The organism is Streptomyces sp. NPDC040589 (assembly GCF_055594445.1).
In genome coordinates this window covers 63,409-85,165 of record NZ_JBVIWP010000003.1, presented here as the reverse complement: position 1 = coordinate 85,165, position 21,757 = coordinate 63,409, and the positions used below count along the sequence as shown (strand labels likewise).

18 protein-coding genes and 1 other RNA gene are annotated in these 21,757 nt (G+C 70.9%); 3 read left to right on the top strand and 16 right to left on the bottom strand.

Going from position 1 to position 21,757, the window contains the following annotated elements:
* Nucleotides 1–246: 246 nt before the first annotated feature.
* From ACZ58V_RS12885 to ACZ58V_RS12845, 9 genes are all read right to left on the bottom strand, one after another.
* Nucleotides 247–1,398 carry a uroporphyrinogen-III synthase gene (locus ACZ58V_RS12885; RefSeq protein WP_468190537.1) on the bottom strand — a complete coding sequence of 384 codons (1,152 nt, stop codon included), beginning with the start codon at nt 1,396–1,398 and terminating at the stop codon, nt 247–249.
* Between the two features lie 115 nt (nt 1,399–1,513).
* Nucleotides 1,514–2,899: a nitrate/nitrite transporter gene (locus tag ACZ58V_RS12880; protein WP_468190389.1), complete on the bottom strand. Its 1,386-nt coding sequence runs from the start codon at nt 2,897–2,899 to the stop codon at nt 1,514–1,516.
* Between the two features lie 154 nt (nt 2,900–3,053).
* Nucleotides 3,054–4,169 carry a hypothetical protein gene (locus tag ACZ58V_RS12875; RefSeq protein WP_471290017.1) on the bottom strand — a complete coding sequence of 372 codons (1,116 nt, stop codon included), beginning with the start codon at nt 4,167–4,169 and terminating at the stop codon, nt 3,054–3,056.
* A gap of 93 nt (nt 4,170–4,262) precedes the next feature.
* A complete protein-coding gene (locus ACZ58V_RS12870; protein ID WP_468190393.1) occupies nt 4,263–5,474 on the bottom strand; it encodes an acyltransferase family protein in 1,212 nt (403 codons plus the stop codon).
* A complete protein-coding gene (locus ACZ58V_RS12865) occupies nt 5,474–7,663 on the bottom strand; it encodes a bifunctional polysaccharide deacetylase/glycosyltransferase family 2 protein (RefSeq protein WP_468190395.1) in 2,190 nt (729 codons plus the stop codon). The genes ACZ58V_RS12870 and ACZ58V_RS12865 overlap by 1 nt, the downstream gene beginning before the upstream one ends.
* Nucleotides 7,664–7,843: 180 nt before the next feature.
* On the bottom strand, nt 7,844–8,860 hold the full coding sequence (locus ACZ58V_RS12860) for a hypothetical protein (protein WP_471290014.1): 1,017 nt from the start codon (nt 8,858–8,860) through the stop codon (nt 7,844–7,846).
* A 167-nt stretch (nt 8,861–9,027) separates the two neighbouring features.
* Nucleotides 9,028–9,993, bottom strand: coding sequence for a LysR family transcriptional regulator (locus tag ACZ58V_RS12855; protein ID WP_471290013.1), 966 nt, complete (start codon nt 9,991–9,993; stop codon nt 9,028–9,030).
* Nucleotides 9,994–10,051: 58 nt separating this feature from the next.
* Nucleotides 10,052–10,879, bottom strand: coding sequence for a hypothetical protein (locus ACZ58V_RS12850; protein ID WP_468190401.1), 828 nt, complete (start codon nt 10,877–10,879; stop codon nt 10,052–10,054).
* A gap of 12 nt (nt 10,880–10,891) precedes the next feature.
* On the bottom strand, nt 10,892–11,137 hold the full coding sequence (locus ACZ58V_RS12845) for a hypothetical protein (protein WP_359893912.1): 246 nt from the start codon (nt 11,135–11,137) through the stop codon (nt 10,892–10,894).
* Between the two features lie 209 nt (nt 11,138–11,346).
* Between ACZ58V_RS12845 and ACZ58V_RS12840 the strand changes: the two genes are divergently transcribed.
* Both ACZ58V_RS12840 and yicI read left to right on the top strand, forming a co-directional pair.
* Nucleotides 11,347–12,561, top strand: coding sequence for an MFS transporter (locus ACZ58V_RS12840; protein ID WP_471290011.1), 1,215 nt, complete (start codon nt 11,347–11,349; stop codon nt 12,559–12,561).
* Between the two features lie 77 nt (nt 12,562–12,638).
* Nucleotides 12,639–14,855, top strand: coding sequence for an alpha-xylosidase (gene yicI / locus ACZ58V_RS12835; protein ID WP_471290009.1), 2,217 nt, complete (start codon nt 12,639–12,641; stop codon nt 14,853–14,855).
* 48 nt (nt 14,856–14,903) lie between these two features.
* Here yicI and ssrA read toward each other — a convergent pair.
* The 5 genes from ssrA to ftsE all read right to left on the bottom strand — a co-directional run bounded on the left by ssrA (nt 14,904) and on the right by ftsE (nt 18,841).
* Nucleotides 14,904–15,307, bottom strand: a transfer-messenger RNA (tmRNA) gene (gene ssrA, locus ACZ58V_RS12830).
* Between the two features lie 123 nt (nt 15,308–15,430).
* On the bottom strand, nt 15,431–15,910 hold the full coding sequence (smpB, locus tag ACZ58V_RS12825) for an SsrA-binding protein SmpB (RefSeq protein ID WP_468190408.1): 480 nt from the start codon (nt 15,908–15,910) through the stop codon (nt 15,431–15,433).
* Between the two features lie 46 nt (nt 15,911–15,956).
* Nucleotides 15,957–17,126: a S41 family peptidase gene (locus ACZ58V_RS12820; RefSeq protein WP_471290007.1), complete on the bottom strand. Its 1,170-nt coding sequence runs from the start codon at nt 17,124–17,126 to the stop codon at nt 15,957–15,959.
* A 68-nt stretch (nt 17,127–17,194) separates the two neighbouring features.
* Nucleotides 17,195–18,112 carry a permease-like cell division protein FtsX gene (gene ftsX / locus ACZ58V_RS12815; RefSeq protein WP_468190412.1) on the bottom strand — a complete coding sequence of 306 codons (918 nt, stop codon included), beginning with the start codon at nt 18,110–18,112 and terminating at the stop codon, nt 17,195–17,197.
* A 39-nt stretch (nt 18,113–18,151) separates the two neighbouring features.
* A complete protein-coding gene (gene ftsE / locus ACZ58V_RS12810; protein WP_184593314.1) occupies nt 18,152–18,841 on the bottom strand; it encodes a cell division ATP-binding protein FtsE in 690 nt (229 codons plus the stop codon).
* Nucleotides 18,842–19,060: 219 nt separating this feature from the next.
* On the opposite strand from ftsE, the gene ACZ58V_RS12805 reads away from it, so the two are divergent.
* The gene (locus ACZ58V_RS12805; protein WP_468190415.1) at nt 19,061–19,252 is read left to right on the top strand and encodes a hypothetical protein; all 192 of its coding nucleotides are present in this window, start codon (nt 19,061–19,063) and stop codon (nt 19,250–19,252) included.
* A gap of 96 nt (nt 19,253–19,348) precedes the next feature.
* Here ACZ58V_RS12805 and ACZ58V_RS12800 read toward each other — a convergent pair whose 3' ends face one another.
* Both ACZ58V_RS12800 and prfB read right to left on the bottom strand, forming a co-directional pair.
* The gene (locus ACZ58V_RS12800; RefSeq protein ID WP_468190417.1) at nt 19,349–19,984 is read right to left on the bottom strand and encodes a hypothetical protein; all 636 of its coding nucleotides are present in this window, start codon (nt 19,982–19,984) and stop codon (nt 19,349–19,351) included.
* Between the two features lie 288 nt (nt 19,985–20,272).
* A complete protein-coding gene (gene prfB / locus ACZ58V_RS12795; protein WP_189723994.1) occupies nt 20,273–21,379 on the bottom strand; it encodes a peptide chain release factor 2 in 1,107 nt (368 codons plus the stop codon).
* Nucleotides 21,380–21,757 lie beyond the last annotated feature (378 nt).

Here is a 21,757-nt window from a genome sequence, read left to right as displayed (position 1 = left end):
CTGGATGCCGTCCGCGACATCGCCCGGGCAGACCGTCGGCATGCCTGGGTGCCATCGGCGGGGGCGCCCCGGGGCTCCTCAGCGGTTCGCCCCCCCCGGGGGGAGCCATCAGCGTCGCCGCGGGGGCCGTCGTCGTGTCGCCGAGGCTTTCCGTCGGGCCGCCGCGGAGCCCTGCACTGCGGCACACGTCGGCCAGAGCACGCGGTGTACGCCCATGGCGGTTTGTCGCTCAACCCCCGCGCGGCCTCACACGTCCGCGTACTTCGTCTCCGCCGCCGGGTCCAAGGCCAGGCGGTAGCCCCGCTTGACCACCGTCTGGATCAGTTTCGGGGCGCCGAGGGCGGTGCGGAGGCGGGCCATGGCCGTTTCGACGGCGTGTTCGTCGCGGCCGGCGCCGGGCAGGGCGCGCAGCAGCTCGGCGCGGGCGACGACCCAGCCGGGGCGGCGGGACAGGGCGCGCAGGAGGGCCATGCCGGCGGGCGGTACGGGCTTGAGGTCGCCGTCGACCAGGACGGCGTGACCGCGGATCTCCACCCGGTGCCCGGCGATCGGCAGCGAGCGCGCCCGCGCGGGCAGCTCCTGGCAGAGGAGCTGGACGAGCGGGCCGAGCCGGAAGCGCTCGGGCTGGACCGTGTCGATGCCGTGGCCCTGCAGCGGCAGCGCGGTGACCGGGCCGACACAGGCCGGCAGGACGTCGTGGCCGAGTGCCGCCAGCACCTCGGGGAGCAGTCCGCGTTCCTCCGCCCGGGAGAGAAAGGAAGCCGCGGCGGGCGCGCTGGTGAAGGTCAGCGCGTCGACGCCGCGGGACACCGTCGCGTCCAGGAGACGGTCGACCGGCCCGATGTCCTCCGGCGGCATCCACCGGTAGACGGGCACCCCGACGACCTCGGCACCAGCCGCGCGCAGCGACTCCACGAACCCGGGCAGCGGCTCACCGTGCAGCTGGATCGCGATCCGCAGACCGTCGACGCCCTCCTCCAGCAGCCGGTCGAGCACCTCGGCCATGGACTCGGACGACGGCGACCACTCCTCCGTCAGCCCGGCGGCCCGGACCGCGCCCTTGACCTTGGGCCCGCGCGCCATGATCCGTACGCCGCCCAGCCGCGCCAGCAGATCCTCGCCCAGTCCCCAGCCGTCCGCGGCCTCGACCCAGCCCCGGAACCCGATCGCGGTCGTCGCCACGACGATGTCCGGCACCTGGTGGATGATCTCCTTGGTCGCGGCCAGCAGCTCGCTGTCGTCGGCGAGCGGCACGATCCGCAGGGCGGGGGCATGCAGAACGGTGGCTCCGCGCCGCTGGAGCAGCGCGCCCAGCTCCTCGGCCCGGCGCGCGGCCGTGACGCCCACGGTGAATCCCGCCAGTGGGCCGTGTTCCGGTCGCTGTTGTTCCTCGTGCATGCTCTCGTCCCGCATTCGAGTCTCGTACTCCATGGGTTCGGCGTACGTGTATGCCGATCGAGCCTGTCAACGGCTCGTGACAGGCTCGGATCGGCATGATGTCGGCGGTGTTACGTCACACCTTGGCGTAGCTGAGCTGCGGCTTCGCCTCCGAGGTCGCCGAGGTGACGGGTACCCGCGGTGCCGTGCGTCGAAGGTATACGGCCCAGGTGATCCCGAAGCAGACCACGTAGAAGGCGAGGAAGGCGACGAACGCGCCGGTGCCGGAACCGTAGGAGAGGAAGGACTGGCGGAAGGCGAGGTTGATGCCGACACCGCCGAGCGCGCCCACCGCGCCGATGAGTCCCATGGAGGCGCCGGAGAGCCTGCGCCCGTAGGCCGCGGCCTCCTCGCCCTCCAGTCCCTTGGCCAGGGCCTTGTTCTGGAAGATGCCCGGGATCATCTTGAAGGTCGAGCCGTTGCCGAGCCCGCTGAGCACGAACAGCACCACGAACGCCCCGGTGAACAGGGTCAGCGACTTCTCCATCGAGGCGCCGATCAGGACCGCCGTCGCGACGCCCATGCCGACGTAGTTCCACAGGCTGATCTTCGCGCCGCCGTACCGGTCGGCGAGCCAGCCGCCGACGGGCCGGATGAGGGAGCCGAGCAGCGGGCCGAGGAAGGTGACGTACGCGGCCTGCAGCGGCGTACGGCCGAACTGGTTCTGCAGGACCTGGCCGAAGGCGAAGCTGTACCCGATGAAGGAGCCGAAGGTGCCGATGTAGAGGACGGACATGATCCACGTGTGGGCGTCCCTCGCGGCGTCCTTGGCGGCCCCGGTGTCGTTCTTGACGTTCTCCAGGTTGTCCATGAACAGCGCGGCCATGACGGCGGCCACGACGATCAGCGGGATGTAGATCCCGAGCAGCACACGCGGCCCGCCGCCGGCGCCGATGATCGCGAGCGCGGCCAGCTGGATCACGGGCACGCCGATGTTGCCGCCGCCCGCGTTCAGGCCGAGGGCCCAGCCCTTCTTCCGCAGCGGGAAGAAGGCGTTGATGTTGGTCATGGAGGAGGCGAAGTTGCCGCCGCCGATGCCGGCCAGCAGGCCGACGAGCAGGAAGGTGGAGAAGGAGGTGCCCGGCTCCATCACGGTGAACGCGGCGACGGTCGGGACCAGCAGGAGGCCGGCGGAGATGATCGTCCAGTTCCGGCCGCCGAAGATCGCTACGGCGAAGGTGTAGGGGACGCGGACGACGGCGCCGACCAGCGTGACCATCGAGGTCAGCATGAACTTGTCGGCCGGGGTCAGCCCGTACTCCGGGCCCATGAAGAGCACCAGCACGGACCACAGGGTCCAGATGGAGAAGCCGATGTGCTCGGACAGAACCGAGAAGAAGAGGTTCCGCCGGGCGACCTTCTCTCCGGTCTCGTTCCAGAAGGTCTCGTTCTCGGGATCCCAGTGCTGGATCCAGCGTCCGCCCCTGCTCGGGGGTGCGGGTGCCGTGCCAGGGCCTGTCATGACGCCTCCACTTGCTCCGGGACTCGGTCGTACTTCGAGTGGCTGGTCCCGAAGGTAGGGAAGGCGCGTTTCGTGACTGTGCCACCGAGTGACCGAGAGGGAACTTCGCTCTCACCCCGGGCTCGGGCGGGATGAGAGGTTCGGTGGCATTGTGTCAGCGTTGCGGGTGCTGCCAGTGGGGGTTCTGCTCGGGGTGGGGCGGCTGCTGCGGCGCGTAGGGGCCGGGCTGCTGCTGCGGGGGATACGGCGTGGCAGGGGGCTGCGCTCCGTAGGGACCGGGCGCGGGCTGAGGCGGGTACGGGCCCGGGGCAGGCTGGGCATACGGGCCCGGAGCAGGCTGGGCGTACGGGCCCGGTGCCGGTGCCGGCCCAGGCTGCTGATGTCCGTAACCCGCGGGCGCCCCCACGGCCGGACCGGGCATCCCGGGCTGCTGCCCCGGCACCCCAGGCGCCTGCCCCGGCATCCCGGGAGCTTGGCCAGGCACTCCACCGGCCTGTCCCGGCGCCCCGCCGTACCCAGGGGCTCCACCGGCCTGGCCCGCCGCACCGGCATACCCCGGAGCTCCACCGCCCTGCCCCGGCGCACCCGCATACCCCGGCGCCCCAGTGCCCGGCGCCCCGGCCCCCGGCCCACCGCCGTACGGCCCCCCGCCGAACGGGTTGCCATGCCCGGGCAGCTGCGCCCCCGGCGGCAGATACCGCATCCGCCCGTTCTCGTCCGTCACCGGCATGAAGCCGGCCGCCTGCAGCCGGGCGGCGAACTTCGCGTTGCGCTTGCGGGTGACCAGGAGGCCGATGCCGAAGATCGCCATGAAGAGCAGCCAGACCACGCCCGCCGCGACGAAGTCGAAGGGCTCCCCGCCGGTGCGTACGGCGAGGATCACGCAGCCGACGGTGAGGCCGAGGGCCGCGTAGCCCATGCGCTTCTCGGCGCTCTTGCCGGTGAGGTCGAAGTTGATGCGGGCCTTGAGGAGCTCGAAGGCGTCGGGCACGAGCGGCGGGAGGGAGACACCGTCGGCGGCGTTCGGATACTGCGCCCAGTTCTGCGCGGCCCGGCCCCGGGCGTGCGGGCTGGGGTCGGGCAGGATCAGCATCGTGAGCGCGCCGTTGCGCCCGCTGCTCTGCCGGACGTCCGCGTACTCGTAGCCGAACTGCTGGGCGACGAAGGCCAGCCGGGCGAGTTTCTTCACGGACGCCATCGGGCTGGTGAGCTCGACCGGTTCTCCGCTCGCCATCAGCCGCAGCATCTTCTGTGTCTGCCGCTTACTCATCCCACCGCTCCCCCGGTCACTCACCGATCGCATTCGTTCACATGCGCAACTCGGGCAGTTTTCCATACCGGAGAGCCCCGGGGGAAAGGGGCATCAGCCGCCGCGCGCCGCTCGCCTCCGGCTCCCGCGAGCCTCCACCCGGGGCTCACGCGTCGGCCACAACCGGGGCCGCTGTTTCGCCGCCAGGTCCTCCACCCAGCCGAACGCCAGGACACAGCCGCCGATCAGCAGCCAGACGAGGACCAGCACCGGCCAGGGGCTCTCCAGCAGCCCGGGGACGTTCTGCTCCAGCACGGTGACAGCCCACAGCCGGTCCCACAGGGTCGCGGCGATCAGGATGCAGGTGTTGTGCCACAGATAGATCGTCACGGCCCGGGAGTTGAGCAGGGTGATCGGCCCGGCCCAGCGGCGCAGCCTGCGCGGCCACTCGGGCCAGGACGGGCTGACGTGGAGCAGCAGGAACACGGTGCCGAGGGACCACAGGGCCTGCGCCAGGGGCATGCTGTCCAGGTCGTTGCCCGGTCCGAAGCCGTGGTGCAGGGCGTACCAGAGGCCGGCCAGGGCGATGACGGGGGCCACGGACGGGACGATGTAGCGCGGCAGCCGCTTGAGGATGCCCTCCTGGTGGGCCATGCCGAGGATCCAGCAGGCGCCGAAGGTGGAGAAGTCGGTGAGCGCCGAGGGGAACCGCTCGCCGGGCAGGGCGAGGTAGCTGTGCTCGAAGGCGACCGCCAGGGCGATCGGCGCGAGGAGCGTGACCACCGGCAGGGCGCGCAGGGCCTTCAGGAGCAGCGGGGACAGCAGGACGTACCAGAGGTAGGCGCGGATGTACCAGAGCGGGCCGGCGAGTTCGGCGGCCCAGTCCTCGCCGATGAAGCCGTGGATGCCGGGCAGCCCCTCGGCGTACGGCGGGTCGCTGAGCGGGACGATCCAGAAGGTGAGGTGGAGCCACCACCAGCCGGGATGGCCGTCGGCGTCCGGCCCCCAGCCCTGGAGGACCATGCCGGTGACGCCGACGACGCCCAGCAGCCACAGCGGAGGCAGCAGCCGCCGCAGCCGGCCGCGGATCACCTGCACGGGCGGGCGCTTGAGCGAGCGGGCCATGAGGTTGCCGGCGAGGGCGAACATCACGCCCATGGACGGGAACACCAGCGGCAGCCAGGCCCAGCCCGTCAGGTGGTAGAGCACGACACGGAACAGGGCGAGGGCGCGCAGCAGGTCGAAGTACCGGTCGCGGACGGGGCCGGTGCGGGTGGTCCGCTCCTTCTCCGGGGCGACGGCTACGGCTTCGGGGTGCGTGGTCATCAGGCCTGCCTCCCGCCCACCGGCTGCTGGGGCGTGCCGCTGCCCGGCCCGGGCAGACCCACCGCGCCGGTGCGTCGCAGCTTCTGCCAGCGCAGCCGGCCGCCGGTGAGGGCGGTGATCCAGGACTGGAGCAGCACGACGTACATGAGCTGGCGGTAGAGGAGCTGCTGGAGCGGGAGCGAGATCAGGTGGGTCATGCGTTCCTTGTCGAGGTGGAACGCGTAGGCCGCGCACACGCCCTGCACCGCGAGGACGCCCAGCCAGGCGCCGATGGTCTTCTCCGTCGGGCCGAACACCAGCCCGTACAGCAGGAACACGTCGATGAGCGGGGCCAGCAGCGGCGCCACGACCATGAACATCGACACCAGCGGCATGCCCACGCGCCCGAAGCGGCCCGAGTGCCCGCTCTCCACGAGGGACCGGCGGTGCTTCCAGATCGCCTGCATCGTGCCGTACGACCAGCGGTAGCGCTGGGACCAGAGCTGCTGGACGGACTCGGGGGCCTCGGTCCAGGCGAGGGCCTTCTCCGCGTACACGACGTGCCAGCCGTCGCGGTGCAGGGCCATGGTGATGTCGGTGTCCTCGGCGAGCGTGTCGTCGCTCATGCCGCCGACGCGTTCCAGCGCGCTGCGCCGGAAGGCGCCGACCGCGCCGGGGATGGTCGGCATGCAGCGCAGCACGTCGTACATGCGGCGGTCGAGGTTGAAGCCCATCACGTACTCGATGTGCTGCCACGCGCCGATCAGCGAGTCCCGGTTGCCGACCTTGGCGTTGCCCGCGACGGCGCCGACACGCGGGTCGCCGAAGGGCTGCACGAGTTCGCGGACGGTGGCCGGTTCGAAGACGGTGTCGCCGTCCATCATCACGATGAGGTCGTAGCGGGCGTTGGCGATGCCCCGGTTGAGGGCCGCGGGCTTGCCCGCGTTCAGCTGGCGGATGACGCGTACGCCGGGCAGGCCGAGGTTCTCGACGATGCGCGCGGTGCCGTCACTCGACCCGTCGTCGATGACCAGCACCTCGATGGGGTGGTCGCTCGCGACCAGGGAACGGACCGTCTGCTCGATGCACTTGGCCTCGTTGTACGCGGGCACGAGGACGGACACCGGTTCCGTGACGGTCTCGCCCCAGCGGAAGCCGCGGCGGCGGACACGGCGGGCGTGCGCGACGGAGAGGATCAGCATCAGCCCGAGGCGGGCGAAGACCAGCACGCCGACGACGGCGAGCCCGGCGACGAGTACGCCGGTCGTCTTCTCGGAGGCCTGGACGAGGAAGACCCACGAGTTGCCCTTCAACGCGTCGAGCCCGGCGACCGGGGTGTGCGCGCTGGGGGCGTCCAGGGCGGCGGTCAGGGTGTCGAAGCGGTAGCCCTCGTCCTGCAGCCCCGAGATGAACCGGTCGAGCGCGGCCACGGTCTGGGAGCGGTCGCCGCCGGAGTCGTGCATCAGCACGATGGCGCCGTCGCCGTTCTTCGGCGTGGCGTTGCGGATGATCTGGTCGACACCGGGCCTGCGCCAGTCCTGGCTGTCCGTGTCGTTGACGATGGTGATGTAGCCCTTGCTGCCGATGTACTCGGTCACCGGCCAGGACTTGTTGTCCATGAGGTGGGAGTACGACGAGTAGGGCGGGCGGAAGAGCGAGGTGCGGATGCCCGCCGCGCCGGCCAGCGCGAGCTGGCTCTGGGACAGCTCCCAGTCGACCCGGCTCTTGCTCTGCAGGGCGAGGTCCGGGTGGTTGAAGGTGTGCAGTCCGATCTCGTGGCCCTCGTCGACCATGCGCTGGACGAGGTCCGGGTAACGGGAGGCCATGGTGCCGGTGATGAAGAAGACGGCGTGGGCGTCGTGCTTCTTCAGCATGTCGAGGACCTTGGGCGTCCACTCGGGGTCCGGACCGTCGTCGAAGGTCAGCACCAGCTCGCGGTCCGGGACTTCCAGCGCGGTGGGCTTCTCCTCCCGGGTGTCTATGACGGGCCCGCCCTCCAGGATCTCCTTCGGGACCTGATCGCTCGACGCGGGCGGACCGACCCGGTGGTCGGCGAGGATCTCGCTGTGCACGTAGCCGCGCAGCATGAGCATCGCCATCAGGGCGACGAGGAGAAGCACGGGCAGCAGCAGGCGCATGGGCAGGCGGCGGCGCCTGGAGCCGTCACGGGCTCGGGACGCGCGCCCGGAACGACGGGTACGGGATGCCATGGGTGGTGGTACTCCGGGTGGTGCGGGGAGCGGGTGGTACGGGGACGGGTGCGGGCGGACCCGGTCGGCGAAGTCGACCGCGGTTCGGCAGCGCCCTCCAGGGGCGCGGGAAACCGCGCGACCGGCCACGACGGTGCCGCGGACGAACGGCGGCACATCGCGGCACCTTCAGCGGAGCGTTCAGGCGGCAGGCTGGTCGGCCGCGGGTGACTGCGCGACCGGCTGGTCGGCGGCGGGTGACTGCGCGACCGGCTGGGTCGGAGCCGGCCCGTCGGCGACCGTGCCGGTGCCGCCGCTGTCGCCTGTGCCGGTCGTCTCGGTCGGCTCGGGCGTGGGTTCGCCGGGCGGCGTCGGTTCGGTGACCGGCGAGCTCGGCGGGTCCGCCGGCTTGCTCGGGGTCGGGTCGGTGACGGCGGTGCCCGGGGCCGGTGCGGTCCGGGACGCGGTCGGCGAGGGCTTGGCGGTCGTGCCCGAACGGCCGGGGGCCGCGGGGGCCACGGGTTCGCCGGCGCTCCCGACGGGCGCGGGTGCCGTGCCCTCCTCGGTCGCCGGCGTGCTGCCCGGGGCGGTGGCGCCGGTGCCGTCGGTGGGTGCCGACCGCTCGGGCACCGGCGGGGTGTCGACCTGCCCGGCCGGCGGGGCCTCCTTCTGGCCCGGCACCGGCAGCCAGGGCGCCTGGGAGTTGCCCGACATCAGCGTGGCGACGATGACGACGGCGTAGATCCCGCAGGCCAGGGCGACGGCCATGCCGATCCGGCGGAAGCGGCGGCTGCGGCGGCCGGACTCGTCGACGAAGACGGGCGAGTCGGCGGCTTCGGAGCCCGCGCCGGGGCCTTCCTTGACCTGCCGGACGATTCCGTCCCCGAGCTGTACGGCGTCGAGCTGGACGGTGACCTCGTGCGGGTCGTGGCTGTGCTCGGACGGGACGGCTTCCTCCGGCTCCTGCCAAGGGTCGCGGACGGCGGTCCGGGATACGGGGTCCGGGGCGAACGAGTCGGCCTCGCCCTCGCTCTGCCGGGGGATGCCGCGCAGTATCTCCGTCCCGGCGGGCAGCCGGTGGGCGGTCCCCTGGAGGTCGCTCCCGGCGAAGGCCTGCGTGGCTCTCCGGTCACGGACTCTGCCGTCCGAGGGGAGGCCACCGGTCACCGACGCGGCCTCGGGCCACTCGGGTTGGGCGTCTTCTCGCCACTTTTCCACGCGCACGCACTTCCCCCCACGGGATGGTTCAGGTGCGCTGACGACCTGAGCACCCGTCGTCGGACCGGGCCCCCTCACCCGTCCGAGCGCCCCCCATTACCACACCGTGCTCAGGCATTGAATGTAGCGCACGCGGAGGTTCCGTGTGGACCGCGTACCGAATCGTGTCAGTCGCGAGACGCCATGCGGACATCGTCCTCGGCCGGAATCCAGGCCCCTGCGGGCCTGCCCAGCCACCCTTCCTCCTCCGCGAGCCGGGCCGCCGCCCGTCGCAGCGCGTCGAACGCGGGGTGGGTCAGGCCCCTGCGCCACACCAACGACACGGGAGACAGCGGAACGGGATCGACCAGGGGCCGGGACACCATCGACGGCAGGGCCGGGAACCCCACGACGGCCAGGACCGGGTTACGTGTTCTGGCCATGATCCGCTGGAACTCCTCCTCGCCCACGGCCAGCGGCGCGGGTGGCGCGATCTCGATGCCCCGCCCCTCGAACAGCTGCCGCGCGAGACCCGTCCACTCCGGTGTGCGCGGATTGCCGGCTCCCGCGTAGACGGTCTCGCCGGCCAGCTCGGCGAGCGGCACCGTCTCCAGCGCGGCCAGCCGGTGGTCCTCGGGCAGCACGACCGCCATCGGCTCGTACCGCACGGGCTGGTGGTCGAGCCCGGCCCGCAGCGCCGGGTCCAGCCCGGCGAACCGTCCGAACGAGGCGTCCAGCCGCCCGGCGAGCAACTCCCCGGCGGCTCCGGTCAGGCCGCTCTCGTAGCGGGCCATCAGCTCGTGGCCGGGGGCGAGTTCGCGCGCCCGGTGCAGCACGCGGCGCGGTGTGACCAGGCCCGGGGAGTTGAGGTCCACCAGCAGGGGCCGGGCCTGGTCGAAGGCGGCGAGCAGCTCGTCCTGCGCCCGCAGCGCGCGACGGGCGTACGGCAGCAGCCGTTCTCCCTCGGGCGTGAGCGTCACCTGCCGGGTGGTCCGCACGAACAGCTCGGCACCCAGCTCCCGCTCCAGCCGCCGCACATCCCGGCTGAGCGCCTGCTGCGCCACGTGAAGACGCACCGCGGCACGGGTGAAGTGCAGCTCCTCGGCGACGGTGACGAAGCCACGCAGCAGACGGGGGTCGAGGTGGGCCGGCATGCGGTGAACCTACAGCGGGGAGCGGCGGGACGAGGCCGCTCCCCGACAGCACGGGGGCTCAGGAGCCGTTGCCCCGCCCGGGAGCCTCGCCCTGCCCCGCCCCCTCGCCGGCTTCGGGCACGTCCCGCGGCCCGGCCTGGCCCAGGCGGTGGCGGGGCACCGAGCGCAGGGGCGGGCGGGTCAGGGTGATCTGGCGGACGACCTGCTGGAAGCAGGCCAGGGCCGCCACACCCGGGAGGGCGGCCGCCGCGGTGCCGAGCACGGTCCTCGGCGCCTGGACGACACAGAGCAGTACGGCGACGCAGGAGAAGACCAGGACCACGCACCAGGAGTGCACGGCACGGCGCTGGTGGAGCGCGGCCCGCAGCACGGAGAGGGAGGCCACCAGCCAGGGCCCGTACACCAGCAGGGGCCACCAGCTGCCGAGGCTCTTCCCCTCGGGGGACACACCGACCAGACGCAGGGGGTCGTAGGCGACCAGGCCGCTCAGGAGACTCACCGCGGAGGCGATGACGGCCGCCAGGGCGGCGACGAAGAAACTGGTGGTGCGGAGCAGGCCGGGTCTCTTGCGGGTGCGGACCTTGCGGTGGCGCCGGTGGACGTCCCGCACGGGCGGCAGTTCCTCGGTGATGTCCTGGAGCCGCCGCATGTGGGCGCCCGAAGCGCCCGGTGCCGGGGCCGGTGCAGGCTCCGGCTCCGGGTCCGGGTCCGTCACCTCGTCACGAGGGGTGGGAACCCTCGCCGCCTGTTGCCCCAGGGCCTCCTCGAGGATGAACGCCAGTTCCTCGGCCGGATCCCAGGTCGGGTCCGGTGGTGTCAGGGGTGTGAAGAATTCCCGGGCCGGAGCCCGGTGTCGGCCATTGCCTTCGATTTTATTGTCATACATAGCGCGACCCGACTATTCTGCAAGCGCGAATGCGGGCCATTCCGTCGCACTGATCCACCGTCGCGCGAGATCCTTTTCGAGCACACGCATGGTGTCGATGAAATCGCGCAGAACCGGCTCGGTCACCTGCAGCGTGACCGGGCAACCGCCGTTGGTGAGCGTGCCGTTGACAGTGGCCGACGAGTGCGCCGGAGCGGGAATGTAGGTGTACGGGCCGAGCGTTACCGCCCAGCCGTCTTTCCTGGTCGCCTCGGTCATGTACCGACTAACCGTCGGCCCACTTCGGCGGATGCGCGGCAAACGAGTGAAGGATTTCCCCGTTGAGCATCTTTTCCATGCGCCAATAGAAGCATCAGGGCTCTATATCTCTGTATGAAGAAAGACAAAGCGGTCCTACAACCGAGGTGCGTGAGTCCGTACGGAACAGGTGTTGGACCGCTTGATCACCGCCGGGCGACGGTGGGGCCATGCCGCGCCTCACCCCGTACCGCCGCCTCTTCCGCCTGCCGGGCACCCGCGCGTTCACCGCCGGGAACCTGATCGCCCGGCTGCCGATGGGCATGTTCAGCGTCAGCGCGGTCGTCATGATCGCCGGGACGCGGGGCTCGTACGCCCTGGCCGGTGCCGTCACGGCGACCGGGCTCGCGGCGACGGCGGTGGTCGCGCCGTATACCGCGCGGCTCGTCGACCGGCACGGCCAGGCCCGGGTAGCCCTGCCCGCCACGGTGATCGCCGTCCTCGGCTCCCTCACGCTGCTGCTGTGCGTGCGCTACGACGCCCCCGACTGGACCCTGTTCGCCTCCTACGCGGCCACCGCCACGACCCCCAACACCGGCGGCATGTCCCGGGCACGCTGGGCCCATCTGCTGGCCGGCGACCCGAAGGGCCTGCACACCGCCCACTCCTTCGAGCAGGCGGCGGACGAACTGTGCTTCATGCTGGGCCCGGTGCTCGCGGCCTTCCTGTGCGGGACGTTCTTCCCGGAGGCGGGCACGCTCGTCGGCGCGGTGCTGCTGCTGACGGGGATGCTCCTGTTCACGACCCGGCGTGGGACGGAGCCGCCGGTCCGCGAGCACATCCCCGCGAAGGCGCCGCTGCGCGCCCCCGGCATGCCCCCGCTGCTCGCGGTCTGTCTGGCGATGGGCGGGATCTTCGGCTCGACGGAGGTCGTCACGCTCGCGTTCGCGGACACACGGGGGCAGCAGTCGGCGGCCGGTGCCGTACTCGCCCTCCAGGCGGCCGGTTCCTGCGCGGCGGGCCTGTTGTACGGCACCGCGAAGCCCACCGGGCCGACGGCGGCACGGCTGCCGTGGTGCGTGGCCGCGATGGCCGCCTTGCTGACCCTGCCGCTGCTCGCGGCGAGCCTCACCGGCTCTCTCCTCTGCCTCGCGGGCGCGCTGCTGGTGGCCGGGATGGCGACGGCCCCGACGATGGTCACCACCATGACGCTGGTCCAGCAGCGCACCCCCGCGGGCCGGCTGAACGAGGGAATGACCCTCGCGGTGACCGGCCTGCTGGGCGGCATCGCCGGTGGCGGCGCGCTCGGCGGCTGGACGGTGGAGCATGTGTCGGCGACGGCCGGATACATCATTCCGGTGACGGCGGCAGCCCTGGCCCTGGCGTTGGCGTTGGCGTTGTTCCGGGCGTCGAACCGCTTCACCGATTGCCCCACGCCCCATTGACGCCCTCCCACACCCCGCATACGTTTCGCCTGTCGAAGCGCTTCGACACCATGCGCCGGGAAGTGAGGGACCCCCACATGAAGTTCACCGACGGCTACTGGCTTCTGCGCGACGGCGTCACCGCGGCCCACCCGGCCGAGGTCCTCGACGTCACCGAGTCGGACGACGCGCTGGAGTTCCACGCTCCGACCCGGCCCATCCGCTCCCGCGGCGACCTGATGACGGGCCCCGTCCTGACACTCCGCGCCCACACCCCCCTGCCCGACGTCATCGGCCTGACGCTGACGCACTTCACGGGCGGGCAGCCCCGCGGCCCGGAATTCGAGCTCACCGGCTCCCGGCCGCCCGCGCGGATCTCGCACGACGACGAGCACACGACCCTGACCTCGGGCGAGCTGTCGGTCCGGGTGGCCCGCGGCGGCCCCTGGCACGTCGAGTTCGCCGCGCGCGGCCGCACGCTCACCAGCAGCGGCCACAAGAGCATGGGCATCATGCGGGACGCGACCGGCGCCCACCATCTGCGCGAACAGCTGGTGCTCCAGGTCGGCACCGCCGTCTACGGCCTCGGTGAGCGCTTCGGTCCGCTGGTGAAGAACGGGCAAGTCGTCGACATCTGGCAGGCCGACGGTGGGACCTGCAGCGAACAGGCCTACAAGAACGTGCCCTTCTACCTCACGGACGCGGGCTACGGCGTCTTCGTCGACCACCCGGGCCAGGTGTCCTTCGAGGTCGCCTCGGAGGTCGTGTCCCGGGTGCAGTTCAGCGCGGAGACCCAGGAGCTGACGTACTACGTCATCTACGGCCCCACCCCGAAGGACATCCTGCGCAAGTACACGGCCCTGACCGGCCGCCCGGCCCTGCCGCCCGCCTGGTCGTTCGGCCTGTGGCTGTCGACGTCCTTCACCACCTCGTACGACGAGGAGACGGTGACATCGTTCATCGAGGGCATGAAGGAGCGTGAGCTTCCCCTCTCCGTCTTCCACTTCGACTGCTTCTGGATGCGCGAGTATCACTGGTGCGACTTCCAGTGGGATCCGCGGGTGTTCCCGGACCCGGAGGGCATGCTCGCCCGGCTGAAGGCCCGGGGCCTGCGCGTCAGCGTCTGGATCAACCCGTACATCGCCCAGCGCTCCCCGCTGTTCGCCGAGGGCAGGGCGCTCGGGCATCTGCTGAAGCGCCCGGACGGCAGCGTCTGGCAGTGGGACATGTGGCAGCCCGGCATGGCCCTGGTCGACTTCACCAGCCCGGCCGCACGCGACTGGTACGCCGCCAAGCTGGAGACGCTGCTCGCCCAGGGCGTCGACTGCTTCAAGACCGACTTCGGCGAACGCGTGCCGCTCGATGTGGCCTGGTCCGACGGCTCCGACCCGGAGCGGATGCACAACTACTACACGTACCTGTACAACCGCACGGTCTTCGAGGTGCTGCGCAAGCACCGCGGCGAGGAGGAGGCCGTCCTCTTCGCCCGCTCGGCGACGGCGGGGAGCCAGCGGTTCCCGGTGCACTGGGGCGGCGACTGCGAGGCGACGTACGAGTCGATGGCCGAGTCCCTGCGCGGCGGGCTGTCCCTCGGTCTGTCGGGCTTCGGCTTCTGGAGCCATGACATCGGCGGCTTCGAGGGCACGCCGACACCGGCCCTGTTCAAGCGCTGGCTGGCCTTCGGCCTGCTCTCCTCGCACAGCCGCCTGCACGGCTCCTCGTCGTACCGCGTGCCCTGGCTGTTCGACGACGAGTCGGTGGAGGTCGCGCGCCACTTCACCCGGCTGAAGCTGCGGCTCATGCCCTATCTGTACGAGGCGGCCCGGACCGCCCACGCCGAGGGCGTGCCGGTGATGCGGGCGATGGTCCTGGAGTTCCCGGACGACCCGGGGTGCGCGCATCTGGAGCGGCAGTACATGCTCGGCCCGGACCTGCTGGTCGCGCCGGTGTTCAGCGACGAGGGCGACGTCACCTACTACGTCCCCGAGGGCACCTGGACCCGCTTCCTCACCGGGGAGACGGTGACCGGCCCGCGCTGGGTGCGCGAACGGCACGGGTTCCTGAGCGTTCCGCTGCTGGTGCGGCCCGGGGCCGTGATCCCGGTGGGCGCGGTGGACGACCGCCCGGACTACGACCACGCCTCCGGAGTGACCCTGCGGGCGTACGGCCTGCGGGACGGCGACCAGGTGACGGTGCCGGTCGGGGACGTGACCTTCACGGTCCTACGCGAGGGGGACATCCTGCGGGCGTCGTGCAGCGACCCGGCGATCCCGTGGACTCTCGCCGGCGCCGACGGCCACGCTGTCCGGCCATGACACAGGCCCCGCCGCTCGGAAGCGACGGGGCCTGTGCCCACATGGGATGAGTGGAGATGGCGGGAATCGAACCCGCGTCCACCGGTGCAGAAGGAGGGCTTCTCCGTGTGCAGTCGGCTTCGCTTTTCTCGGCCCCGGAGATCACGCCGACAAGTCTCCGACGGGCCCAGTCACTGTTTGGTTTCCCTCTTCACCCCGTGACCGGGATCAAGGTTTAGTCCCCTAAATGATGCCAGGATCCGGGTCGGGAACACCCCCGGGCTGACACTCCCTTAAGTAGGGGAGCCGCTGCTCGCTACCTGAAAATCAGGCAGCGAGGGCGAGCTCGCCCTGGGAGACAGATCGCTTGGAATTGGCGATTATTTTTTTCGGCCTGTGGTTTACGAGATCATGGCCGCTTCCTCGACACGCTTCCCCTGCTTCGACAGCCGCTGTCGAAACCGATCATCCCCATGTTGATTTTTCAAACCGTGCGCCCTGCGTGGGGTGCAGGTGCCATCGTACGTGACCAACGCGGGTCGGTGCCAGCGTATTCCCCCACCCGCCGGAGACCCCCAGGTGACGTGCGGGGGGGCCTACGCCCCCTGCCTCCTGCGCACCGCGGAGACGGCCCGCTCGGTCTCGCGCCGGTCCTGCTTCTCGCGGAGCGTCTGACGCTTGTCGTACTCCTTCTTGCCCTTCGCCAGCGCGATCTCGATCTTGGCGCGGCCGTCCTTGAAGTACAGCGCGAGGGGCACGATGGTGTGACCCGTCTCCTGGGACTTGGACTCCAGCTTCTCGATCTCGAGGCGGTGCAGCAGCAGCTTCCGCTTGCGCCGGGCGCTGTGGTTGGTCCAGGTGCCCTGGCTGTACTCCGGCACATGCACGTTGTGCAGCCACGCCTCGTGCCCGTCGATCTGCACGAAGCCGTCGGCCAGCGACGCTCGTCCCTGGCGCAGCGACTTCACCTCGGTCCCGGTGAGGACCAGACCGGCCTCGTAGGTGTCGATGACGAGGTAGTCGTGCCGCGCCTTCTTGTTCTGCGCGATCATCTTGCGCCCTTTTTCCTTAGCCATAGTGCCGTCCATTTTCGCACTACGGAGGGGGCCCCGGGAAAGTCGATTACGACGGGCCGGCGAGACCGCGCAGCAGGGTCTCGGCCCGCTGGAGCGCTCCGTCGTCGGTCTCCAGGTCGGGCGTGATGCCCCGGCCGTCGACCCCCCGGCCGGAGGGGGTGCGGTAGTGCCCGACGGTCAGCTCCGCGACGGAGCCGTCGGGCAGCCGGCTCGGCATCTGGACCGAGCCCTTGCCGAAGGTGCGGGAGCCCACGACGAGGGCCCGTCCGCGGTCCTGGACAGCACCGGTGAGAAGCTCGGCCGCGCTCATCGTCCCGCCGTCGACGAGCGCGACCAGGGGTCTCGTCGTGTCGCCGCCGGGGTCCGCGTGCAGGGCGCGCTGTTCACCGTCGACGTCGTACGTGGCGACCAGGCCGCCGTCGAGGAAGGCGGAGGCGGCGGTGACGGCCTCTGTGACCAGGCCGCCGGAGTTGGCGCGCAGGTCGAGGACGATGCCGGTGCCGCGCGGGGCCTGCCGGACGGCCGCGCGGATCTGGTCGCCGGAGCCCTTGGTGAAGGTGTCGACCCTGATGACGGTGACCGAACCGGCGACCTCCCGGACGGTGACCGAGTCCCTGGACAGCTGGGCCCGGCGCAAGGTCTCGCTCCAGGCGCGCGTGCCGCGCTCCAGGCCCAGGCGGACGGTGGTGCCGGCGGTGGCCTCGGTGGCGTCCCCGCGCAGTAACGAGACGACCTCGGTGACGGGCCGCCCGTCGGTCTTCTCGCCGTCGACGCTGCGCAGCAGGTCTCCGGGGCGGATCCCGGCGGTGGCCGCGGGCGAGCCGGGGCGCACCTTGGTCACCTCGATACGGCCGTCCCGTCCGCTGCGGGCCCACAGCCCGACGCCGGTGTACTGGCCGTCGAGGGACTCCTCGAACTCCTCGTACTCGCCCTGGGAGTAGACGGCACCCCAGCGGTCCCCGCTGCGGCTGACCGCGCGCTTCGCGGCCTCCATCGGGGACTTGCCGTCGGCCATGGCCTCCTCGGCGGCCCTGGCGACATCGGCGTGGCTCCCGGCCGGGGTGGCCGAACGGGCCTCGTCCGGAGCGGACTTCCGGTCGGCCTGCGGCAGGGACCCGGTGGCCGCACCGGCGACGAGCACGCTCGTGAAGAGCAAGGTCAGGGCCGCCCCACGGCGGATGCGACGGGGCTGACAGAACGGGTCACGACCTGACATGCCGGTGAGTCTAGGACAAGGGGAAGGGCCGTACGGTCGGTTGACCGCACGGCCCCTGTTGGCATGTGTCACACCTTCAAGTACTTGCGCAGCGCGAAGAACGCGGCCAACGCGGGCATCAGCAGACTCGTGGCGAGGATGAGCGGCAGCTTGGTCAGGACCGCGTCCCAGCCGATGAAGTTGATCAGATTCAGCTTCTCGGACAGCGCCAGACCGTGGTCGATGATGAAGTACCGCGCGACCACCAGGAACGCGCAGGCGACCGTCCCGCCGATGAGCCCGGCGACCGCGGCCTCCATGATGAACGGCGCCTGGATGTAGAAGCCCGAGGCTCCGACCAGGCGCATGATGCCGGTCTCGCGCCGCCGGCTGAACGCCGAGACGCGCACGGTGTTGACGATCAGCATCAGCGCGACGACGAGCATCAGCGCCATCACCGCCCGCGCCGCCCAGTTCATGCCGTTGAGCAGACCGAACAGATTGTCCAGAATGCCCTTTTGGTCCTGAACGGACTGCACCCCGTCCCGCCCGTCGAAGGCGGTCGCGATGACCTGGTACTTCTGCGGGTCCTTCAGCTTGATGCGGTACGACTCCTGCATCTGGTCCGGCGTGAGGGAGCTGGCCAGCGGGGAGTCGCCGAACTGCTCCTTGTAGTGCTTGTACGCCTGGTCCTGCGACTCGTACGTGACCTTCTCGACCACGCCCATCTTGTCGAGGTCGGTGTTGATCTGCTTCTTCTGGTCCTCGGTCACCGCGCCCTTGGCGCAGTTGGGGTCGGACTCGGCGTCGCTCTTGTTGCAGAGGAAGACCGAGACGTTGACCTTGTCGTACCAGTAGCCCTTCATGGTGTTGACCTGGTCACTCATCAGGAGCGACCCACCGAACAGGGCGAGCGACAGGGCGACGGAGACGATGACGGCGAAGGTCATCGTCAGATTGCGGCGGAGACCGACGCCGATCTCCGACAGGACGAACTGGGCGCGCATGGCGTCTGGTTATGCCTTTCCGTGATCTAGGGTGCGGTCTCAGTGCTGGTAGCCGTAGACACCGCGGGCCTGGTCGCGGACGAGGCGGCCCTTCTCCAGTTCGATGACGCGCTTGCGCATCTGGTCGACGATGTTCTGGTCGTGCGTGGCCATCACCACGGTCGTGCCCGTCCGGTTGATGCGGTCGAGCAGCTTCATGATGCCGACGGAGGTCTGCGGGTCGAGGTTGCCGGTGGGCTCGTCGGCGATGAGCAGCTTGGGCCGGTTGACGAAGGCCCGCGCGATGGCGACGCGCTGCTGCTCACCACCGGACAGCTCGCCGGGCATCCGGTCGTCCTTGCCGCCGAGCCCGACGAGGTCGAGCACCTGCGGTACGGACTTGCGGATCTCGCCGCGCGACTTGCCGATGACCTCCTGCGCGAAGGCGACGTTCTCGCCGACCGTCTTGTTCGGCAGCAGGCGGAAGTCCTGGAAGACCGTCCCCAGCTGGCGCCGCATCTGCGGCACCTTCCAGTTGGAGAGGCGCGCTAGGTCCTTCCCCAGGACGTGCACCTGCCCGTGACTGCACCGCTCCTCGCGGAGGATCAGCCGCAGGAAGGTGGACTTTCCGGAGCCGGAGGACCCCACGAGGAAGACGAACTCGCCCTTCTCGACCTCCAGGGAGACATCCCTGAGGGCGGGGCGGGTCTGCTTGGGGTAGACCTTGGAGACATTGTCGAATCGGATCACGGATGCACCACGGGTCGCCGGGGGTAGATGAGCGTGACCATACGCGAACCGGGGAGGGCAGCGCAGTCACCGACTGTGGTTGCGCCACGGATGTTCCGTTTTGTACGTCCCTGTGAGAGCGAGCCGCGCGCCCTCCGGAGGAACCTGGCACAGTGGAGAGGGAACGTTCGCGCCCGCACGAGCGTTACATACAAGAACCGGCGCAAGGAGGGCGAGCGCATGACGTACGACCGGTTGGTGTGCGCGAACTGCGCGGCCCCCGTGAGCGAGGGCAGGTGCCCCGTCTGCCGCGCGAACCGCGAGCGGCTGCAGCAGGAGAACTTCCTCGCGAATCTGAACCCGATGACGCTGATCGCACTGCTGACGGTGCTGATCGTCGCAGTGGCACTGCTGGCTCACCAGACCGCGTAACACCGCGCACCACAGACACGGCCGAGGGCCCGGAGCATTTCGCTCCGGGCCCTCGGCGTCACGCTGTGCCTACGGTCCGTACGGACGCGGCTACCGTCAGGCGGCAGCCCCGCCGCGGCCGCCCACGAGGCGCGGCAGGATGCGGAAGCCGACACCGCCGGCGATCATCGTGGCGGCGCCGATCACCAGGAAGGTGGTCTGCGCGGCACCCGTCTCGGCGAGCTCCGCGCCGTTGCCCTGGGCCTGGGCCTGGCCGCCCTGCGGGGCCGCCGGGGTGGAGTCCGAGCCGGTGTCCGTGATGGAGGAGGAGCCCTCCTCCTGCGGGGAGGTGCCGCCGTCGGGGTCGGTGTTGTTGCCGCCGCCGTTGTTGCCACCGTTGCCGTTGCCGTTGCCGCCACCGTTGCCGTTCCCGTTGCCCGGGTCGGTCGGCGCGTCGGTCGGGTCCTCGGTCGGCTCGGTGGGCTCGTCCGTGGGCTCCGTCGGCTCGTCCGTGGGCTCCTCGGTCGACGGCGGGTCGGTCGGGAGGTCCGTCGGGACGTCGGTGGGGATGTCCGTGGGGACATCCGTCGGCGTCGGGGTCGGAGTGGGCGACTCGTCGGCGCACAGGATGCCGAGCAGGCAGTCCTCGGCCTCCGCGGCGGATGCGGCACCGGCGGCGGTCAGCGAGGCACCGGCCGCGATCACGGCGCCGGCCGCTATCCGTGCGACACGGATCCGCGTCTTCTTCGTCATGTGGTTGCTACCCCCAGTAGCTCGTCAGTGAGGCAGGGCTCGGGGCTGCGATCGACAGGGCGGCTGCGGTGAAGAAGCCCCCCGGTTCACATGCGCCCCAGAGACACGCATGCCGCGCTTTACCCTTCCCATTTTTCAAGAACACGTCAAGGGCGTTTGCGGGCGCCATGTCCAACTCTGGGGGCTATGCGGCGAGTCGAACTCTGTGAGTGTGATGTAAAAGCCAGACATGCAGGTACAGAAAAGGCAACTGCCGCACTCGCGTCGGCAGTTGCCTTGTCGACAAACTTACTTCTCCTGCTGCTTGCGCCAGCGAATTCCGGCCTCGAGGAACCCGTCGATCTCACCGTTGAACACGGCCTCGGGGTTGCCGACCTCACACTCGGTGCGCAGGTCCTTGACCATCTGGTACGGGTGCAGCACGTACGAACGCATCTGGTTGCCCCAGGAGTTGCCGCCGTCGCCCTTGAGGGCGTCCATCTTGGCCTGTTCCTCCTGGCGGCGCCGCTCCAGCAGCTTGGCCTGGAGCACGTTCATGGCTGTCGCCTTGTTCTGGATCTGCGACCGCTCGTTCTGGCAGGAGACGACGATGCCGGTGGGGATGTGGGTGAGGCGCACCGCGGAGTCGGTGGTGTTGACGCCCTGGCCGCCGGGGCCGGACGAGCGGTACACGTCGACCCGCAGTTCGGACTCGTCGATCTCGATGTGGTCGGTCTGCTCGACCACGGGCAGGACCTCGACGCCCGCGAAGGAGGTCTGGCGGCGCCCCTGGTTGTCGAAGGGCGAGATACGCACGAGCCGGTGCGTGCCCTGCTCGACGGAGAGCGTGCCGTACGCGTAGGGCGCCTGGACGGCGAAGGTGGTCGACTTGATGCCGGCCTCCTCCGCGTACGACGTCTCGTAGATCTCGGTCTTGTAGCCGCGCTGCTCGGCCCACCGCAGGTACATGCGCTGGAGCTTCTCGGCGAAGTCGGCGGCGTCGACGCCCCCGGCCTCGGCGCGGATGTTCACCAGGGCCTCACGGGAGTCGTACTCGCCGGAGAGGAGGGTGCGGACCTCCATCTCGTCCAGCGCCTTCTTCACGGCGGTGAGCTCGGACTCGGCCTCGGCGCGGGTGTCCGGGTCGTCCTCCTCCTCGGCCATCTCGAAGAGGACGCCCAGGTCGTCGAGGCGACCGCGCAGGGCCTCGGCCTTGCGCACCTCGGCCTGGAGGTGGGACAGCTTGCTGGTGATCTTCTGCGCCTCATCGGGGTTGTCCCAGAGGGACGGCGCGGCCGCCTGCTCCTCGAGCACGGCGATGTCTGCCCTCATCTTGTCGAGGTCCAGAACGGCCTCGATCGACTCCATGGTCGAGGAGAGGGACTTGAGCTCTTCGGATACATCGACGACTGCCACGCCTCCAGCGTAACGGCTCCGCCCGGCGGCCATCGCCGGGCGGGCGGAGCCGGCTGCCGAAGGCACCGGGCCCTGCGGCGCCGCCGGGGGTCAGGGGGAGGCGGGTGCCGAGTTCCGGGTGTCCGGCGGCATGGCGTCATCGGTCACCCGCCATCGGCGGCCGGGCCCCGGCACCGACCACCAGCGCCATCAGCACGCCCCGGCCCCCCGGAACGACCCAAGGAGCATGCGGCCACGCTCCCGGAGTCCGGCCGCACCGCGGCCACCCGGCACCGCCGACCGAGCCCCGGCACCGACCACCAGCGCCATCAGCACGCCCCGGCCCCCCGGAACGACCCAAGGAGCATGCGGCCACGCTCCCGGAGTCCGGCCGCACCG

Coding starts and splice junctions, on each gene's coding strand:
- ACZ58V_RS12885 (WP_468190537.1), bottom strand. CDS start 1,398: ATGCACGAGGAACAACAGCGACCGGAACACGGCCCACTGGCGGGATTC.
- ACZ58V_RS12880 (WP_468190389.1), bottom strand. CDS start 2,899: ATGACAGGCCCTGGCACGGCACCCGCACCCCCGAGCAGGGGCGGACGC.
- ACZ58V_RS12875 (WP_471290017.1), bottom strand. CDS start 4,169: ATGAGTAAGCGGCAGACACAGAAGATGCTGCGGCTGATGGCGAGCGGA.
- ACZ58V_RS12870 (WP_468190393.1), bottom strand. CDS start 5,474: ATGACCACGCACCCCGAAGCCGTAGCCGTCGCCCCGGAGAAGGAGCGG.
- ACZ58V_RS12865 (WP_468190395.1), bottom strand. CDS start 7,663: ATGGCATCCCGTACCCGTCGTTCCGGGCGCGCGTCCCGAGCCCGTGAC.
- ACZ58V_RS12855 (WP_471290013.1), bottom strand. CDS start 9,993: ATGCCGGCCCACCTCGACCCCCGTCTGCTGCGTGGCTTCGTCACCGTC.
- ACZ58V_RS12850 (WP_468190401.1), bottom strand. CDS start 10,879: ATGTATGACAATAAAATCGAAGGCAATGGCCGACACCGGGCTCCGGCC.
- ACZ58V_RS12845 (WP_359893912.1), bottom strand. CDS start 11,137: ATGACCGAGGCGACCAGGAAAGACGGCTGGGCGGTAACGCTCGGCCCG.
- ACZ58V_RS12840 (WP_471290011.1), top strand. CDS start 11,347: ATGCCGCGCCTCACCCCGTACCGCCGCCTCTTCCGCCTGCCGGGCACC.
- yicI (WP_471290009.1), top strand. CDS start 12,639: ATGAAGTTCACCGACGGCTACTGGCTTCTGCGCGACGGCGTCACCGCG.
- smpB (WP_468190408.1), bottom strand. CDS start 15,910: ATGGCTAAGGAAAAAGGGCGCAAGATGATCGCGCAGAACAAGAAGGCG.
- ACZ58V_RS12820 (WP_471290007.1), bottom strand. CDS start 17,126: ATGTCAGGTCGTGACCCGTTCTGTCAGCCCCGTCGCATCCGCCGTGGG.
- ftsX (WP_468190412.1), bottom strand. CDS start 18,112: ATGCGCGCCCAGTTCGTCCTGTCGGAGATCGGCGTCGGTCTCCGCCGC.
- ACZ58V_RS12805 (WP_468190415.1), top strand. CDS start 19,061: ATGACGTACGACCGGTTGGTGTGCGCGAACTGCGCGGCCCCCGTGAGC.
- ACZ58V_RS12800 (WP_468190417.1), bottom strand. CDS start 19,984: ATGACGAAGAAGACGCGGATCCGTGTCGCACGGATAGCGGCCGGCGCC.